Annotated in this window: 12 protein-coding genes; 6 read left to right on the top strand and 6 right to left on the bottom strand. The window is 57.0% G+C overall.

The window, feature by feature from the left end; genetic code table 11:
- The first annotated feature begins 4 nt into the window (after positions 1 to 4).
- From HBN68_RS08700 to msrA, 5 genes are all read left to right on the top strand, one after another.
- Positions 5 to 832 (top strand): hypothetical protein, encoded by an 828-nt coding sequence (locus HBN68_RS08700; RefSeq protein WP_262373490.1) that lies wholly within the window; start codon positions 5 to 7, stop codon positions 830 to 832.
- Positions 833 to 1,128: 296 nt separating this feature from the next.
- Positions 1,129 to 3,051 carry a lipase family protein gene (locus HBN68_RS08695; protein WP_346010205.1) on the top strand — a complete coding sequence of 641 codons (1,923 nt, stop codon included), beginning with the start codon at positions 1,129 to 1,131 and terminating at the stop codon, positions 3,049 to 3,051.
- Between the two features lie 192 nt (positions 3,052 to 3,243).
- Positions 3,244 to 4,632 (top strand): alkaline phosphatase D family protein, encoded by a 1,389-nt coding sequence (locus HBN68_RS08690; protein ID WP_169963653.1) that lies wholly within the window; start codon positions 3,244 to 3,246, stop codon positions 4,630 to 4,632.
- A 183-nt stretch (positions 4,633 to 4,815) separates the two neighbouring features.
- Positions 4,816 to 7,509, top strand: a complete 2,694-nt coding sequence (locus HBN68_RS08685; protein ID WP_169963651.1) for an EAL domain-containing protein — start codon at positions 4,816 to 4,818, stop codon at positions 7,507 to 7,509.
- Between the two features lie 67 nt (positions 7,510 to 7,576).
- On the top strand, positions 7,577 to 8,227 hold the full coding sequence (gene msrA, locus HBN68_RS08680) for a peptide-methionine (S)-S-oxide reductase MsrA (RefSeq protein ID WP_169963649.1): 651 nt from the start codon (positions 7,577 to 7,579) through the stop codon (positions 8,225 to 8,227).
- A gap of 161 nt (positions 8,228 to 8,388) precedes the next feature.
- Here msrA and rlmJ read toward each other — a convergent pair whose 3' ends face one another.
- The 3 genes from rlmJ to putP form a co-directional block, all read right to left on the bottom strand.
- Positions 8,389 to 9,225, bottom strand: a complete 837-nt coding sequence (gene rlmJ, locus HBN68_RS08675) for a 23S rRNA (adenine(2030)-N(6))-methyltransferase RlmJ (protein WP_169963646.1) — start codon at positions 9,223 to 9,225, stop codon at positions 8,389 to 8,391.
- 89 nt (positions 9,226 to 9,314) lie between these two features.
- Positions 9,315 to 9,656 (bottom strand): hypothetical protein, encoded by a 342-nt coding sequence (locus tag HBN68_RS08670; protein WP_094991893.1) that lies wholly within the window; start codon positions 9,654 to 9,656, stop codon positions 9,315 to 9,317.
- A gap of 227 nt (positions 9,657 to 9,883) precedes the next feature.
- Positions 9,884 to 11,371 (bottom strand): sodium/proline symporter PutP, encoded by a 1,488-nt coding sequence (gene putP / locus HBN68_RS08665; RefSeq protein ID WP_094991892.1) that lies wholly within the window; start codon positions 11,369 to 11,371, stop codon positions 9,884 to 9,886.
- Positions 11,372 to 11,829: 458 nt separating this feature from the next.
- Here putP and putA point away from each other — a divergent pair, with 458 nt between their 5' ends.
- A complete protein-coding gene (gene putA, locus HBN68_RS08660; protein WP_094991891.1) occupies positions 11,830 to 15,783 on the top strand; it encodes a trifunctional transcriptional regulator/proline dehydrogenase/L-glutamate gamma-semialdehyde dehydrogenase in 3,954 nt (1,317 codons plus the stop codon).
- Positions 15,784 to 15,873: 90 nt separating this feature from the next.
- Here the strand turns inward: putA and HBN68_RS08655 are convergent, their stop codons facing one another.
- The 3 genes from HBN68_RS08655 to HBN68_RS22025 all read right to left on the bottom strand — a co-directional run.
- A complete protein-coding gene (locus tag HBN68_RS08655) occupies positions 15,874 to 16,425 on the bottom strand; it encodes a hypothetical protein (RefSeq protein WP_169963644.1) in 552 nt (183 codons plus the stop codon).
- Between the two features lie 184 nt (positions 16,426 to 16,609).
- A complete protein-coding gene (locus HBN68_RS08650; RefSeq protein ID WP_169963642.1) occupies positions 16,610 to 17,494 on the bottom strand; it encodes a DUF4123 domain-containing protein in 885 nt (294 codons plus the stop codon).
- 98 nt (positions 17,495 to 17,592) lie between these two features.
- Positions 17,593 to 17,789, bottom strand: a 197-nt coding sequence (locus tag HBN68_RS22025) for a hypothetical protein (RefSeq protein WP_222931619.1), incomplete at its 5' end; no start/stop codon positions are given.

Genomic DNA, 17,789 nt, shown 5'->3' with positions numbered 1-17,789 from the left:
AAAAATGAAAACACATGTAAACACGGAAAATTATAAGCCGCTTATACCCACCATCAACTGGGGGCAGGCTTTATGCCTGGGCGCTTTTGCTTTGGTGATGTCGGGCTGCTCCGTTACCCCACCCCAAACCTTCACATTTCAGGCTGACGTGCCTGAAAACTTCACGGTGACCGGCACTGCCAACTATAAACCCGCGCCCGGTGAGACTTGCATCGCCCCCTCCGGCGAAGCGTTCACTACAGGCAGCCTGTTCTTCAAGCCGGAACAACCCAAAACAGCCCATCAGGTTGAGTTCAAAGTGCCACTGACCGACGACGACCATGGCTGCTCGATGGTGCTGCGAGGGTTGAAGCTGAAGATTGAAGGGCAGTGGGGCAAGCGTGAATTGGACATGAGTTTGGCGTCTGCCGGTTTTTCTATCAGTGATGAGCCCTCAGCAAATTTGCCCGCCAATTCGACACCACCGGTCCGAGTCTTTAAGAGGCAATGTCAGTGGTTTTTTCGAACAGCCGGCCCTGAGCGATTTATTAGAAAAATACTGCAATGCAGGGCCCTTGGTGCAAACGGCGACATGGAGAAACGCATGATCGGTGGCAGCTTGCATCGCGATCAGATGGCAGATTCGACAGTCAGATTGGTGCTGAGTGTGGCCAACAGTGAAAAGCCTTACTACAAAGGCTGGTGGATTGAAACTCCAAAAGGATGGAAAGCCTGTACAGGCGTTTGGGGCACTCAAAATGAGGAGCCTTGCACCAAGCCGTATAAATTCCTTGAGTCTTTCAAAATGCCGGGCGGTCGAGAGTGCACCGTTTATCCGAACTGTACAGAATAAGGAAGATAACGATGGCTATATTTCCGTCGATAAATAGCGATGAACGATCTACTTTTCGAAGCAATATGCTTTCCTGCCCGTTAAAAGAGCAATGGATAAGTTTCCAGCTTGTAGATGAGAACGGAAATGGTGCTCCCTACGCAGGACTTGGTTACAAACTTAGGGATAGCACTCATGTGCAATACGTTGGGGTTCTGGATTCAAAAGGCTCCGCGAAAATCCATGATTGTTATAAGGGACCAGTAATACTCCACTTCGACTCTCTACATTCTGATTTAGAGCAACCCTATCGACTCTTGGCTGACAGACTCTTCTACCCCCTCCCTATTACCGAACTCCAAGTACGAGCAGAAAAAACCCAGTTCTTCCACAAAGACGGCTTCCGCACCGAACACAACCCTGCCAATAAGAACGACGGCAATTTCATTCAGGTGGAAGTACGCGACCTGGTTAAAAACGGCGCGCATTTACCGCCGGTAGTCGACCGTCACTACCCGCCCAAAAAAGCACTGATTGACGCAGTGGCCAAGTTATCGCCGGGGCAGGACGCGTCCGACCTGTACGGCGTCGGGTTAATGCCTAATCGCCATACCGTGCTGGAGGTTCGCCCTTTGCGTGCATTCCGCCCTCTGCTTTCAACCAGTAATGACTTCAGCGCCTTGAATTTGTATCAGCTCTCCATCATGGCCGGGTTGAGTTATTCGGATTTCGGCCAAGAGCCTCCCCTCAGGCCTACCCAGACTGTGGAATTCAAATTTGACCCCAGTGTCGGCAACTTTTTCGGGGATGCCCTGGCAAACTTCCGCCAAAGCTGGAAGGTCGACAAAGACCAGTCTTCAGTCACCCGCTATTACCCCCTTTATGAAGAGGTGCCCTACTCCAAACGCTTCGAAATCCTGCCCTTCGACCCTGCGCTTTATGAAATGAATTTGCCGGAGAAAGAAGAAGAGCAAGAGCACCCGGCTAATCTTCATTTTTTCACCGATCACGATGAGTACTGGCTGAGCGGTAAAAGCACCCAGGCCTATATCACGCACCACGATGAGATCATCCTGATCGGCATACGTGGCACGCTTGAAAAGGCAGACTGGTGGCGTGATGCCGATGCTGTACAAGTGCCTTTTGAAGAGGGTACAGGTCATGTTCACCATGGTTTTTACGATGCCTATAAGGCGCTAAAAAAATTCATTCAGGACTACCTCGATCGCTTTCACACGGGACAAAAAGTCATTATCTCGGGGCATAGTTTGGGCGGGGCAATTGCACTGATCCTCGCTGAGGCCTTGCGCAACGATAAAGAGCAACAGTACGACATCCTCCTCTACACCTACGGCGCACCGCGTGCAGGTGATGCCGCTTTCGTCGAGGCCGCCAAGCCGCTGGTTCACCATCGTATGGTCAACAACGACGACATGGTGCCCAGCGTGCCCGCGCCCTGGATGAATGCCCGGCGTACCATCTGGCTTCCGGGGCTGGCTTCGCTGTTTGTGATCAACCCGGTGTTGGCCATTCTTATTTTTGTCGGAGGCCTGGTGCGGGTCGGCGGCAAACCGTATGAGCATCACGGCACGTTGCACCACTTCATGCCCGTGCGTTTCGGCACCGAGGAAAAATCCTCAATTCTCTGGAACCCCGGTTGCGCCTCCATCGAAGAGGCCGCTTGCACCCGCGCCCTGGCCAAGGATGGAGACCTTCCTTTGCGCGGTGGGGTGATCAAACAATTCATGAGCTTCGGTGATCACAGTTTGTCGGGCGCTTATATCCCGTTCTCATGGGCCACCTTGCGGCGCTGGCAGCAAACCCAGCAAGACAGTCAGACGGTGGTGACCAATCGTGAATACAGGCTGGTAGGTAAAGCACTGCAAACCATGCGCGAACAGGTCTGGAAAAAGGGCAGAGAAGCCACCGACACCAAGGGTTATGCCAATAACGAACCCGACTACATCCAGACCGTCAATGATTATTCAGGCGAGTACGGCAAGCTCGGCACGGCCCTGCAACGCCTGAAGACCCAGAACAACCGTTACCTGACCCTCAAGGATGTCTACGGCACCGCTGCGCAGTCTGAGCAGTTGCAACCCACGCTGGATCGCTGGATGGCCCAGCGCGAGAACCAGGTGCAGGTGCAAATCGCGATGATCCCTCAGCCCACGGCGTATGACATGGAGGTCGCCTCAGCCGGGAAACCGTATTACCTGGACATCGACTCCATTGTGTAACCCCTCAGCAGCAGCCCGGTTGCGCCAGTCACCGGGCTGGAGGCTGTGTTTCGCGGTATTCACATCGGCCGGATCACACAGGCGCTAATCGCTTCGCCCTACGGCCCATGTCGAACTCACGGACAGGTCATCCATGGGGCCCACTTCTATGTTTAAAAAAGGATTTTTTTAAACATCAGAAAGGATTTCGATGTGAATCGACCTACCGTCGGCCCGATTCTGGGCTACACCACGCCCCACCATGCACGTATTTTCCTACGCGGCGCCACCAGCACGGATTACCCGGTTTTTGCAGGGATTCGGCACCGCAAACGCGGCGAGCAGCTGTGGTCTGCGGGTGTTTACTCAAAGCTCAATGGCGAATACGACATGTCCGACACCCTGGTGCTGGACAACCTTGATGCCGACAGCCCTTACGAATACCAAGCGGGCTGGTTCAACACCACGCACCCCGACCACACTCCCGAAACCGTCGCCAAGATCGCACTGGAATGGCCAGAAACCGTTTACACCTTCAAGACCGCGAGCACTGAACGCAACCGGGTACGCCGCTATGTCGTGGGGTCTTGTCGCTACCTGAGGCTCACCTTGGGTGTGCCCTCTGCGCCAGAACTCGGGGATGCCATTTTCAGCGCCATTCAGTCCCTGGCCGCCCGCCAGCCCCTGGACGGGTTGCTGATGGTTGGCGATCAGGTCTACGTCGACGATTTGAACATCGTGGCGCCCGACCGGGATTACCCGGCCATCGCCCATAAATACCGCAGCGCATTTTCGCAGCCGCACATTCGCAACTTAATGTCGGGCACACCGACTTATATGATTCTCGACGACCACGAAATCGAAGATAACTGGCCCGCCAATCAAAGCAGCGCTGACAAAGCGCTCTATCAAAACGCTCTACGCGCTTATGAAATCTATCAATGCAGCCATGGCCCGGCGCTTGAACGGCTCCCCGACGGAAAAATCAACCGCAAGGTCTCGCGCTACTGGCACTCGTTTGCCGACGGTGATAGCGACTGGTTTGTCACGGACTGCCGCACGCAACGCATTTTGTCGGGCAGCGACAAACGCATGCTGGGTGTTGAACAAGAAAACGCCCTGCTGAAATGGCTAATCCAGAGCCCGGCCAAAGTGAAATTTATTGTCAGCAGTGTGCTGGCGTTCCCGGACCTGAAGAACCATGGCGAAGATGGCTGGAAGGCCTATTCGACGCAGCGCACACGCATCCTTGAGACCATTCGCTCGAACAAGATCAAGAACGTCATGTTTGTATCCGGGGATATTCATGGCTCGTTGACCAGCCAGTTGCGGCATAGCCAAGACCCTGACTTCGTCGTGCACAGCATCGTGTCATCGCCATTGTGCAATTCGAAAATGCTGCCCTACGCCAAGGCAGACAACCTCATTCTCGACGAGCCTTTGGCCACCAACACAGCGGGCACCTACAAAGCCTCGATGACTAGCCGCATGATCAGCGAAGACAATTTTGCTTGCCTGACACTGCAAGCGGATCAGTTAAACGTGGACTTTCACGATAAGAAAGGCAGAAAGATCGAGTCCGTGACCATCGCCCTGCGCTGACACGTCTACGCCTGAAACGTACGACAGTCGGCATGCAGAAATGTGCCTGCCTGCCGATAACCCTATATAGCACTTAGCCTGCATGCTCACTTGTCAGCACAGTGAGCATGATGCAACCTTGCCCGAACCGCAGTAACAGGCGCCAGCCCGTGCATAAACAGCATTTGTGAAGCGAGTTTCCCAATGAAAAGCCAACCCGATGCTGTCCCGCGAGCGGCAGCCGAGGTCGTCACCCAGTTACCTGTGCCTTCCAGGCTCGGGATGCTGCGTTTCGAGCGGCTTAATGACGCCAGTTGGGCGCTGCTTTACCTGGACCCTAATTGCGAGCGCCAATTCGGCTTGCCAGCCGTCGAGCTTTGTTCGCTGCTGGGGTCGCCATATGCGAGCCTGATGGCACCGCAAGCGCGCTATCGGCTGCACGATGCCATCCAGCTCCAGCTTGGGGTCAACCCGTATTACGTGGTGCATTACACCTTGCACACCTCTCTGGGCGCGCTGAGCCTGATGGAACTGGGCGAGGCCTATAAACAACATAATCGCCACTTGCTGCGGGGTTACCTGCTGGTGGTTGAGTCGGCCATCAATAGCGCACCGCCGGTGCCGCTGGATGATCTCGAAACCCAGAATTCCCGCTTGCAGATTGCCCTTGAGCTCAACCAGCGCGCCCAGCAAGAACAGCTTCAACATCTGGAGCGTGTGCGCGCTCAGCAAGATTTGATCCTGCGCCTGGCCCGCCATCGTTATAGCCAGAACAACTCCCTGCAAGAAGCCGCAGAGCTGATCACCCGCAGCGCCTGCGACATCTATCAGATCGACGGCGCCAGCCTGTGGAACCTCGAAGGCAACCGTCTGCTGCCTATCTCCGCTTACGAGCGCAACAGCAATGCCTACGTCGCTCACGAGATTTTCGACGCCAGCGACTTCCCGGATTACCTTGAGGCGCTGCACACCAGCCGTTCGATTGATGCGCAAAACGCTAACCGCGACCCGCGCACGCGAGAATTGGTTGCCAGCCTCAGCAGGGGCGAAGCTAGCGCCATGCTCGACGCCAGCATCCGGATTGATGGTCAGGTGGTTGGCGTGCTGTGCCTTGAACAAAACGGCAACACCCGCCTGTGGCAATCCGATGAAATTGCCTTTGCCGGTGAGCTGGCCGACCAGTTTGCGCAAGTGATCAACAACCATAACCGGCGAGCAGCCACCAATGCGCTGCATCTGTTTCAGCGCGCCGTGGAGCAAAGCGCCAACGCTTTTTTACTGGTCAATTGTGATGGCGTAGTGGAGTACGTGAACCCCAGTTTTACGGCCATCACCCAGTACAGCACTGAAGAAGTTCAAGGGCACAAACTCTCCGAATTGCCCGCCCTGGAAAACCTCAGCGAACTGTTGTTCGACGCGCGGTCAAGCCTGAGCAAAAGCAACAGCTGGCAAGGCGAATTCAAGAGCCGCCGTAAAAACCTGGAGCCCTACTGGGGACAACTGTCGATTTCCAAGGTTTATGGCGACAACCGCGAGTTGACGCATTACATCGGCATTTACGAAGACATTACGGAGTCCAAGCTCGCTCAACAGCGCATCGAGCGACTGGCCTATACCGACAACCTGACGAATTTGGGCAATCGCCCCGCTTTCATTCGCAATCTGGATGAACGCTTCAATCGCAACCACGATGCCCCCCTTTGCCTGCTGTTGGTGGACATCGACAATTTCAAACGCATCAATGACAGCCTCGGTCACCAGACCGGCGATAAATTGCTAATCAGCCTCGCACGCCGCCTGCGTAACAGCCTGAGCCCCAGCGGAAGCCTGGCGCGGTTTGCCAGTAATGAGTTCGCGGTGCTGCTCGACGACACCGACCTTGAAACCGGCCAGCAGATTGCCAGCCAGTTGTTGATGACACTCGACAAACCCATGTTCGTCGACAACCAGTTAATCAGCGTGACCGGCTCGGTAGGCGTGGCCAGCGCACCGCTGCACGGCCGCGACCCGCAAACCTTGATGCGTAACGCAGGCCTTGCCCTGCACAAAGCCAAAGCCAATGGCAAACATCAGGTTCAGGTGTTTACCGAAGCGCTGAACGCCGAAGCCAGCTACAAGCTGTTCGTCGAAAACAACCTGCGCCGCGCCCTGACCCAAAACGAGCTTGACGTCTTTTACCAGCCTAAACTGTGCCTGCGCACAGGCCGGTTACTGGGGATGGAAGCGTTGCTTCGCTGGAACCACCCGGAGCGCGGCATGATCCGCCCGGACCAGTTCATCAGCGTGGCCGAAGAAACCGGCCTGATCATCCCTATCGGCAAGTGGATTGCACGTCAGGCCTGCCGCATGAGCAAGCAGTTGAGCGCCGAAGGCCTGGGCAACCTGCAAGTCGCCATTAACCTGTCGCCCAAGCAGTTTTCCGACCCCGACCTGGTTGCCTCGATTGCCAGCATCCTCAAGGAAGAACAACTGCCCGCGCGCTTGCTGGAGCTGGAACTGACCGAAGGCCTGCTGCTCGAAGCCACCGAAGACACTCACCTGCAGCTCGACCAACTGAAAAAACTGGGCCTGACCCTGGCCATGGACGATTTCGGTACGGGCTACTCATCGCTCAGCTACCTGAAGAAGTTCCCGATCGACATCATCAAAATCGATCGCAGTTTCATCAATGAGATCCCCGACAACCAGGACGACATGGAAATCACCTCCGCCGTGATCGCCATGGCGCACAACCTCAAGCTCAAAGTCGTGGCCGAGGGCATTGAAACCGCCGAGCAACTGGCCTTCTTGCGCCGCCATCGCTGCGATGTGGGCCAGGGCTACCTGTTTGACCGGCCGATTCCTGGCAGCGAACTGGTGGAAAAACTCAAACGCTACCCGCGTGGCCCTCTGGACTGACAGCGCCGCAACACTCGGGCACACTGGCGGTCTACATTTTTACAAACTGACTGAGAGGGCTTGAAACATGGTCTTGCGCTCGGAAATCCTGGTGAATAAAAACGTGCTACCTACCCCTGAACAAGCCCTGCCGGGCCGTGAAACGCCTATGGTGCTGCCCGAAAAGCATTTCGTGTTCGAAGACACCCCGCTGCTGGGCCCTTTTATTGACAATGTCGGCTTTGCCATTTTCGGCCTGGGTTGTTTCTGGGGCGCGGAACGCAAGTTCTGGCAGAAAGATGGCGTGGTCAGCACCGTCGTGGGCTATGCGGGCGGCTCCACCCCTAACCCGACATACGAAGAAGTGTGCTCGGGCCTGACTGGCCACACAGAAGTCGTGCTGGTGGTCTACGACCAGGACAAGGTCAAGTACGACGCACTGCTGAAAATGTTCTGGGAACTGCACGACCCGACTCAGGGCATGCGCCAGGGCAACGACATCGGCACCCAATACCGTTCGGTGATCTATTGCACCACGCCTGAACAACTCGCAGCCGCCAAGGCCAGCAAAGAGGCCTACCAGGCTGAACTGACCAAAGCAGGTAAAGGCACCATCACCACTGAAATTGATGAGGCTCCGACGGTGTACTTTGCCGAGGCTTATCACCAGCAATACTTGGCCAAAAACCCTGATGGCTATTGCGGGATTGGCGGCACAGGCGTGACTTGCCCAATTTAAAGCCCCGCTCCCGACGCCGCATGGCTCAGCTCGTCAGCGGCTACAGAAACGCATGATCTGTAGCCGTTGCCGAGCTGCGTGAAGCGGCGATTCACTCCACCGCCGCTGGCTGCTCCAGCCACAACGCACCGCCCTCCCCGTCAGTGCGGGCGGGCGATGACTTATTCTGCGATCAACCATTCCATCTGCCAGCCACCCTGGGTTTGCCCCAGCTTTCTGGCCAACCATGGCAACAGTTCACGCAGTTCCTCTTCCAGGCCCCAAGGCGGGTTGGCAATCGCCAAACCCGAACCATTCAGGCTGTTTGGCGTGTCGAGGGGATGTACAAACAACTCCACCTGCAAAAGTTTCGGCGCGCCTGAACTTGCCAGATCCTGATAAAAACGACGCAGCTGGCGTTTGTCCTTGATCGGGTACCAGATGGCCACAACCGTCTGACGCATCCGGCTGATCGCATCTTTCAACGACTCGGCGCAGCGTTTCATTTCATCAAGCTTTTCAAACGGCGGGTCAATCAGCATCAACCCGCGTTTTTCGGCCACTGGCAGCAGCGCACGCGGGACGTGCCATCCTTCCCCCAGATGCACCGCGACCCGACGATCGCCCTTCATGTTGTCTTTGAGCAACACGCCATCTTCCGGGTGCTTCTCGTTCAACAACACGCGGTCCTGGGAGCGGGTCAAACGTCGTGCCAACTCAGGTGAACCAGGGTAGTAACGCAACTCACCGTCCGGGTTCATCGCGTGCAGCACTTGCATGTAGTCCGCCGTCACGGCGGGCAAGTCTTTTTGCCCCCACAAACGTGCAATGCCCTCCAGATACTCACCGGTGCGATTGGCCTGATCCCCTTGAAGATCGTACAAGCCAATGCCCGCATGGGTGTCCAGATAGGCAAAGGGCTGCTCTTTACGCGACATCAAGGCGATGAGACGGGTCAAAACAATATGTTTAAGGACGTCGGCATGGTTGCCGGCGTGGAAGGCGTGACGATAGTTCATGGTTGCTCCTGCGCAGGGGGCGAAGTTTACCCTGTGCAGCCCATGTCGTCAGGCGTTATGCCACCCCCCGCGCCCGACGGTGTTACCGGTCAAATGGCCTGGGGTTCAAGCACCAGTTGCTGAAAGCTTGGTGCATCGTTATGCCAGGCAATTGAAAAGCTTTGATCGGCATCCGCAACCACAACGGTTCCGTCCAGTACCTCAACCCGAATCCCATAGTGCCCTACACCGTCAGGGGTATGTTCATCATCGAAATTGAATGCAAAATTCCAGGGCTCTCTGATTGATGTGGGTTCACTGATCATGCCGAGTTGCTTGCGAATACCGTTGGGTAAAACGATAAACAGCTGAATCGTCCATACATACTGGCTCTGGAACTGAAACGGTATTTTATGCAGCGAGATATCACCGCGAATGACTTTCCGGCCCATCAACACACTCCTTGAGTTGACGCTCATAAGCGAGCGTTGAGACAAGGCTAGACGTGGAATGAAGCGTTAAAACAAGCTCAGACGTTTCCTCGTCACCACCAGGAATCCTCTTACAGAATGCCTTCTTCAATTTCCTGCCAAAGAATCACTCGCATAAAAAAACGGCCCGCCTCCAAAAGAGACGGGCCGTTTTCAGGAACAGTGCCGCGAGCCGAAGCTCAATGCACTTAACGGTTTAGCTTGAAGTCTTTCTCGGCAGCGTCGAAGCGCTCGACCATCTTCGTGCTAGGGCCTTTGCCCATGACGCTGACCGCCAGAATAGCGATGCTGGCGAAGATGAAACCCGGGATGATTTCGTACAGACCCAGCAGCTCGAAGTGCTTCCACACGATGACCGTAATGGCGCCCACCACGATACCGGCCAGCGCACCGTTACGGGTCATGCCTTTCCACAGCACGGAGATCAGAACCACAGGGCCGAACGCGGCGCCGAAGCCTGCCCATGCGTAGCTCACCAAGCCAAGAACGCGGTTATCAGGGTTGGCAGCCAGCGCGATGGCGATCAATGCCACCACCAGGACCATGGCGCGACCGACCCATACCAGTTCTTTCTGCGACGCATTTTTGCGCAGGAAGGCTTTGTAGAAGTCTTCGGTCAGGGCGCTGGAACACACCAGCAACTGGCAGCTCAAGGTGCTCATCACGGCAGCCAGAATAGCCGACAGCAATACACCGGCAATCCACGGATTGAACAGCAACTTGGCCAGTTCAATGAACACACGCTCAGGGTTTTCAGTCACGGGACCGGCCACTTCCGGGTGCGCCGAAAAGTAAGCGATACCGAAGAAGCCCACGGCAACCGTACCGGCCAGGCACAGGATCATCCACGCCATGGAGATACGACGCGCTTTGGCGATCGACTTCACGGAGTCTGCGGCCATGAAGCGCGCCAGAATGTGCGGCTGGCCGAAGTAACCCAACCCCCAGCCCATCAGCGAGATGATGCCGATGAAGGTCGTGCCTTTAAGCATGTCGAAGTTGCTTGGGTCTTGGGCTTCGATTGCCAAAAAGGTGGTGTCCACGCCGCCGGTCGCCAACAGCACGATGATTGGCGTCAGGATCAACGCGAAGATCATCAGGGTGGCCTGAACGGTATCTGTCCAGCTTACAGCCAGGAAACCGCCGACGAAGGTGTAGGCGATAGTCGCTGCTGCGCCTGCCCACAGTGCGGTTTCGTACGGCATGCCGAAGGTGCTTTCAAACAGACGGGCACCGGCCACAATGCCGGAAGCGCAGTAGATGGTGAAGAACACCAGAATCACGATCGCAGAAATAATCCGCAGCAGGCCGCTTTTGTCTTCAAAACGGCTGGCGAAGTAATCCGGAAGGGTCAGTGCATCGCCGTTGTGCTCGGTCTGAACCCGCAGGCGACCCGCCACAAACAGCCAGTTCAGGTAGGCACCGGTCACCAGACCGATGGCAATCCAGCTTTCCGACAGGCCGGAAACATAAATCGCACCCGGCAAACCCATCAACAACCAGCCGCTCATGTCCGAGGCGCCAGCGGACAAAGCCGTCACAACGCTGCCCAAGCTACGGCCGCCGAGAATGTAATCAGACAGGTTGTTGGTGGAGCGATAGGCCATGAAGCCAATCAGCACCATTGCCACGATATAGATCACGAACGTGATCAGGGTTGGGTTACTAACACTCATTGAATTAAGCCCTGGCATTGTTTTTATGTTTAGCAGCGGTCTGGTGGGACGCTCACAAACGTCCTGTTTGAGACGAAGAACATAGCCGCGCATTTATAACTGACGTTTCCCCAGGAAAATCATCAGCCGATGAACCCAACAGTGAAGAGGTTGCACCTTAGCGGCGAATGCTATGCAACAAAGCAAATCAGGTGCAACCAGTTTTTGTCTGACAAGTTGCACCTTGTCGCCTTTTCGTCTCAATTCGGTTTTTTTGCTCCTTTTCGGAGCAAGAACCGCACTTAAGCAAAGAAAAAGCACCAACCCTGTGCAAAAAAATACGGGGCATGAAAATACCTGACGAACTGTCGAACAATCCTCAAAAAAACGGGTTGCACTAGGTTGCACCTCGATGTGCGCAGAGCTAATCTTGCCGCCAGCTGCTGCCGCGCAAATGCGGCACCCATGAGGATAAAAATATGGCTACCACCACCCTTGGGGTCAAACTTGATGACCCGACCCGCGAGCGCCTGAAGGCCGCCGCGACTTCGATTGATCGCACGCCACACTGGCTGATCAAGCAGGCAATCTTCAATTACCTGGAAAAACTCGAGGGTGGTGCAACCCTGACCGAGTTGAGCGGTATCCCTGGCGCGGCCAGCGATGACGCCGACGACGTGCAAGCCGATCACGCGCACCAGTGCTTCCTGGAGTTCGCAGAAAGCATCCTGCCGCAGTCCGTACTGCGCGCCGCCATTACTTCTGCCTACCGTCGCCCGGAACCCGAAGTGGTTCCGATGCTGATCGAGCAGGCCCGTCTGCCTGCGCCGATGTCCGAGGCTACGCAAACCCTGGCTGCGTCGATTGCCGAAAAACTGCGCAACCAGAAGAGCGCCGGTGGCCGTGCAGGTATCGTTCAGGGCCTGCTGCAAGAATTCTCCCTGTCGTCCCAGGAAGGCGTGGCCCTGATGTGCCTGGCCGAAGCACTGCTGCGCATCCCGGACAAAGGCACCCGTGACGCCTTGATTCGCGACAAGATCAGCACGGGCAACTGGCACCCGCACCTGGGCAACAGCCCGTCGCTGTTCGTCAACGCCGCGACCTGGGGCCTGTTGCTGACCGGCAAGCTGGTATCGACTCACAACGAAGCAGGCCTGACCTCCTCCCTGAGCCGCATCATCGGTAAAAGCGGCGAGCCGATGATCCGCAAGGGCGTCGACATGGCCATGCGCCTGATGGGCGAACAGTTTGTAACCGGCGAAACCATCGCTGAAGCGCTGGCCAACGCCACGCGTTTTGAAGCTAAAGGCTTCCGTTACTCCTACGACATGCTGGGTGAAGCTGCACTCACCGAGCTTGACGCGCAAAAATACCTCGCGTCCTACGAGCAGGCGATCCATTCGATCGGCAAGGCTTCGAACGGTCGCGGCATTTATGAAGGCCCTGGCATCTCGATCAAGCTGTCGGCCCTGCACCCGCGTTACAGCCGTGCCCAGTACGAGCGCGTGATGGACGAGTTGTACCCGCGCCTGCTGTCGCTGACCTTGTTGGCCAAGCAATATGACATCGGCTTGAACATCGACGCCGAAGAGGCTGATCGCCTTGAGCTGTCGCTCGACCTGCTGGAGCGCCTGTGCTTCGAGCCACAGCTGGCTGGCTGGAACGGCATTGGCTTTGTGATTCAGGCTTACCAGAAGCGTTGCCCGTACGTGATCGACTATGTGATCGATCTGGCACGCCGCAGCCGTCACCGCTTGATGATCCGCCTGGTAAAAGGCGCGTACTGGGACAGCGAAATCAAACGCGCCCAAGTTGAAGGCCTGGAAGGCTATCCGGTCTACACCCGCAAGGTGTACACCGACGTGTCCTACCTTGCCTGCGCGAAAAAACTGCTGGCCGTACCAGAAGCCATCTACCCGCAATTTGCGACCCACAACGCCCAGACACTTTCGGCTATTTACCACATCGCCGGTCAGAACTATTACCCTGGCCAGTACGAATTCCAATGCCTGCACGGCATGGGCGAGCCACTGTACGAGCAAGTGGTCGGCAAAGTGTCCGAAGGCAAGCTGAACCGTCCTTGCCGCGTGTACGCACCGGTCGGCACGCACGAAACATTGCTGGCGTATCTGGTACGTCGTCTGCTGGAAAACGGCGCCAACACGTCGTTCGTTAACCGCATTGCCGACCACAGCATTTCGATTCAGGAACTGGTGGCCGACCCGATCGCGCAGATCGAGCAAATGGCTGCGCAAGAAGGCGGCTTCGGCTTGCCTCACCCGCGCATCCCGTTGCCGCGTGATCTCTATGGCAGCGAGCGCGCCAACTCCAGCGGCATCGACATGGCCAACGAACACCGCCTGGCCTCGTTGTCCTGCGCCTTGCTAGCCACGGCCCACAATGACTGGAAAGCCGCGCCGATGCTCGGCTGCGCGTCCAGCACTGAAACCCCGGCCCCTGTGCTCAACCCGTCCGATCTGCGTGACGTGGTTGGCCACGTGCAAGAAGCCACCGTTGAAGATGCCGACAACGCAATCCAGTGCGCCCTGAACGTCGCGCCGATCTGGCAGGCTACCCCGCCCGCCGAACGCGCTGCCATTCTGGAGCGTGCTGCCGATTTGATGGAGGCCGAGATCCAGCCACTCATGGGCCTGCTGGCGCGTGAGGCGGGCAAGACCTACGCCAACGCCATCGCTGAAGTCCGAGAAGCCGTCGACTTCTTGCGCTACTACGCGGTACAGGCACGCAACGACCTCACCAACGATGCCCACCGCCCTCTGGGCCCAGTGGTGTGCATCAGCCCGTGGAACTTCCCGCTGGCCATTTTCAGCGGTCAGGTGGCTGCCGCTCTGGCCGCCGGTAACCCGGTACTCGCCAAACCTGCCGAGCAAACTCCGCTGGTGGCGGCACAAGCTGTGCGCATCCTGCTGGAAGCCGGTATCCCTGAAGGCGTATTGCAACTGCTGCCGGGCCGTGGCGAAACCGTCGGTGCCCGCCTGGTGGGTGACGATCGCGTCAAAGGCGTGATGTTCACCGGTTCCACCGAAGTCGCCCGTCTGCTGCAACGCAACATCGCGGGCCGCCTGGATGCTCAGGGCCGTCCAATCCCGCTGATCGCCGAAACCGGTGGCCAAAATGCCATGATCGTCGACTCTTCAGCGCTGACCGAACAAGTGGTCATCGACGTGGTGTCCTCGGCCTTTGACAGCGCCGGTCAGCGTTGTTCGGCTCTGCGTGTCCTGTGCTTGCAGGAAGATTCGGCTGACCGTGTCATCGAAATGCTCAAAGGTGCCATGGCCGAATCGCGCATGGGCAACCCTGAGCGCCTGTGCGTGGACATTGGCCCGGTGATCGACGCCGAAGCCAAAGCCGGTATCGAAAAACACATTCAGGGCATGCGCGACAAAGGTCGCAACGTGTACCAGATGGCAATTGCCGACATCGAAGAATGCAAGCGCGGCACCTTCGTCATGCCGACCCTGATTGAGCTGGAAAGCTTTGACGAGCTGGAACGCGAAATTTTCGGCCCGGTGCTGCACGTGGTTCGTTACAAGCGCAAAGACCTTGACCAGTTGATCGCGCAAATCAACGCGTCGGGCTACGGCCTCACGCTGGGCGTGCACACACGTATCGACGAGACCATCGCCAAAGTGGTCAACAGCGTCCATGCGGGGAACGTCTACGTGAACCGCAACATCGTCGGCGCGGTGGTCGGTGTGCAACCGTTTGGCGGTGAAGGTTTGTCAGGCACTGGCCCGAAAGCCGGTGGTCCGCTGTACCTGTTCCGCCTGCTGTCGACGCGTCCGGGCAATGCCATTGAGCAATCGTTCGCAAAAGTCGACGCCATCAGCGCGCCAGACACCCAGGCCCGCGACGCCTTGAGCAAACCGCTCAAAGCCCTGCAAGCCTGGGCAGAAAGCAATCAGCAGGCAACACTGGCCGAACTGTGCAGCGAATTCGGCACCCATTCGCAAAGCGGTATTACCCGCCTGTTGAATGGCCCGACGGGCGAACGCAACAGCTACGCCATCCTGCCGCGTGAACACGTGCTGTGCCTGGCCGACACTGAAAGCGACCTGCTGACTCAACTGGCAGCCGTTCTGGCGGTGGGTAGTTCGGCGGTTATCCCGCAAAGCGAATTGGCCAAAACCTTGTTGGCCCGTTTGCCAAAAGAAGTACAGGCACGCGTCAAACTGGTCGCTGACTGGACCAAGGACGATGTGATCTTCGACGCTGTGCTGCACCATGGCGACTGTGACCAACTGCGCGATGTGTGCCAGCAAGTGGCCAAACGTGCGGGCGCTATCGTCGGCGTGCAAGGTCTGTCCCAGGGCGAAACCAACATCGCACTGGAACGCTTGGTGATTGAGCGTGCATTGAGCGTCAACACCGCTGCGGCGGGGGGTAACGCAAGCTTGATGACCATCGGTTGATGCATTAACCGAAACTTGAAAAACCGGGCACCTGTGAAGGTGCCCGGTTTTTTATTGCCCGTGAACAATCAGTCAGGCCAACGAACGCTTCTATTCAACGGGCATGTAAACCACAAGTGACGCTATCAAGATCAACAGCACCCAGACTACGCCTCCGCCCACTGCACAGAGACCCTCGACAAAGCTCAGTGCATGGTTCTTTTTGCCCTGAAGGTCGTTGTGGAGAAAGTTGATGGCCTTTTGAGCCCCTACCAGCGCCCAGCAACTGGCCACCAATAACACAGCGTTGAGCGCAACGAGGATAAGTTCAGGCTCCACCAGCAGGGTGAAGCTCGAAACGATCCAAGCGGTATAGAGCACGATGCAGCGGCTTATCGGATGCCACTCATAATCGCGACCGGAGTCAACGAGTGCGCGTTGAACGTTGCTGAAGAGTGAAAAAACATACAACAGACCCACAATGCTTCTAAAGGCAGGCCAAATATTTGCCCCGGTCGAACGCTTGTAGTGCGTCCACTGCAGATAGGACCACGCCACCAAATACCACCCCATAGTGATGACGCACATAAAGAGGAACTTTTTGATCGAAATCACATAAAACTCAGCGGGTTTGGTGCCAGCGAGTGCTGTGTCGTGAGTCATGAGGGGATCCTGACAAATGGAAAGCGGCGACATTGCGCCGTTCAGCAACCCCGAAGAATCGTCCCGCTCCGAACTTTATGTAGGACAAATCCCACTCATTAGGAGGACTCGGCTGTTGAGTCCGAACCCGGTGACGGGAACTCAGGCCTCATATCCCTATGAGTGGAATTTGGACGCGGTGCGCTCATGCCTTGGGCTCCTCAACGTAGCCGCTGCGGGCTAGCGCCTGTTCGGCGGCCTGGGTAATACGTTGGGTCGGCGTGAGTGAGGACGGTCGGGTCAGCAGCCCGGCGATGTCGGGATGGGACTCCAGCGCGTCATCACCCAATAACACCTGCACATTGGCGTACAGGCAGATGTCGTGTTCGCTGTTGAACCCCAATGCATAAGCGTCCTCGGTCACCTGGCGAATCCACTCCCAGCGTGTTTGCGCGTCTTGGCCGATTGGCAGGTTCGGGAATTTTTCCTGCACATGTTCCTGCAGGCTTCTCCATGTAGCCCGCAGACGCACCTCATCGAGCAAAGCCACCTGGCGCTCACACAAGGCATAAGGTTGCGCCGTCAAGGGCTGCGGTGTGTCACCGCTGCGCACGTGGTGGTGCCACTTATTACTGATCGCATCCGGCAGCACCACCTGCTCCATAGGCCCGAACACGTGCGTGCGCTGCGTAGCGGCAGCATGGGTGAGCAAGGCATGCATGACGGCGGGATCGGCCACCCGCAACCAGACGTTCGGCCCGTGCGGGTATTGCGCATTCAGCAGCGCACGCAAATGACAGATGACCTCGAATGCGCTGGCACGGCTGAAAATCAGATAGCCCCACTCTTCAGCAATGTGCGAAAAATAAGGACGCAAACCGGGCATTTGCGGCCCATCCAGCGTGATCAGGCAAGGAGACACAAGGTTGCAGGACGCCAGCGGTGTGCTGGCATACAGCAGTTGGAAATCCGGGGCACCAAACCACTCGTGCAAGCGGACTCGCAGGTTTTGCACACTGATGCCATCCAGCAACAAGTAGGCATTGCCTTGCCAGGGCAGGTCGCGAGGCAATGTGTCAGGCGTCAGCATGCGCACCTCCCACTGAAAGGGGTTTTTTCAAAATTTCGCATTGCGGGCACGCAGGTGCCTTGAGGTACAACGCTTGCAACTGAGTCGCCGGGTCCAGCTCAACACTTTGCAAGCCCTTTACCTCGCCCGGCGCTAGCGGCAGGGCGGGCGTGCCCGGTATCGGCACGCCCCCCCAACTGGATCGGTGTGCTGCAAAAAATGCCCGCCGCATTGATCACGAGATGATGACCGCCTGCCATCAACGTCAGGTTCGCGCCTGCATCCAACGTCACCAGGGCCCCGGCCTTGAGGTGGA

The organism is Pseudomonas sp. WS 5078 (genome assembly GCF_012985745.1).
In the GTDB taxonomy this organism is placed as follows: Bacteria; Pseudomonadota; Gammaproteobacteria; order Pseudomonadales; family Pseudomonadaceae; genus Aquipseudomonas; species Aquipseudomonas lundensis_A.
The sequence above is the reverse complement of the archived record's forward strand: the minus strand, read 5'-3'. Positions and strand labels throughout refer to the sequence as shown.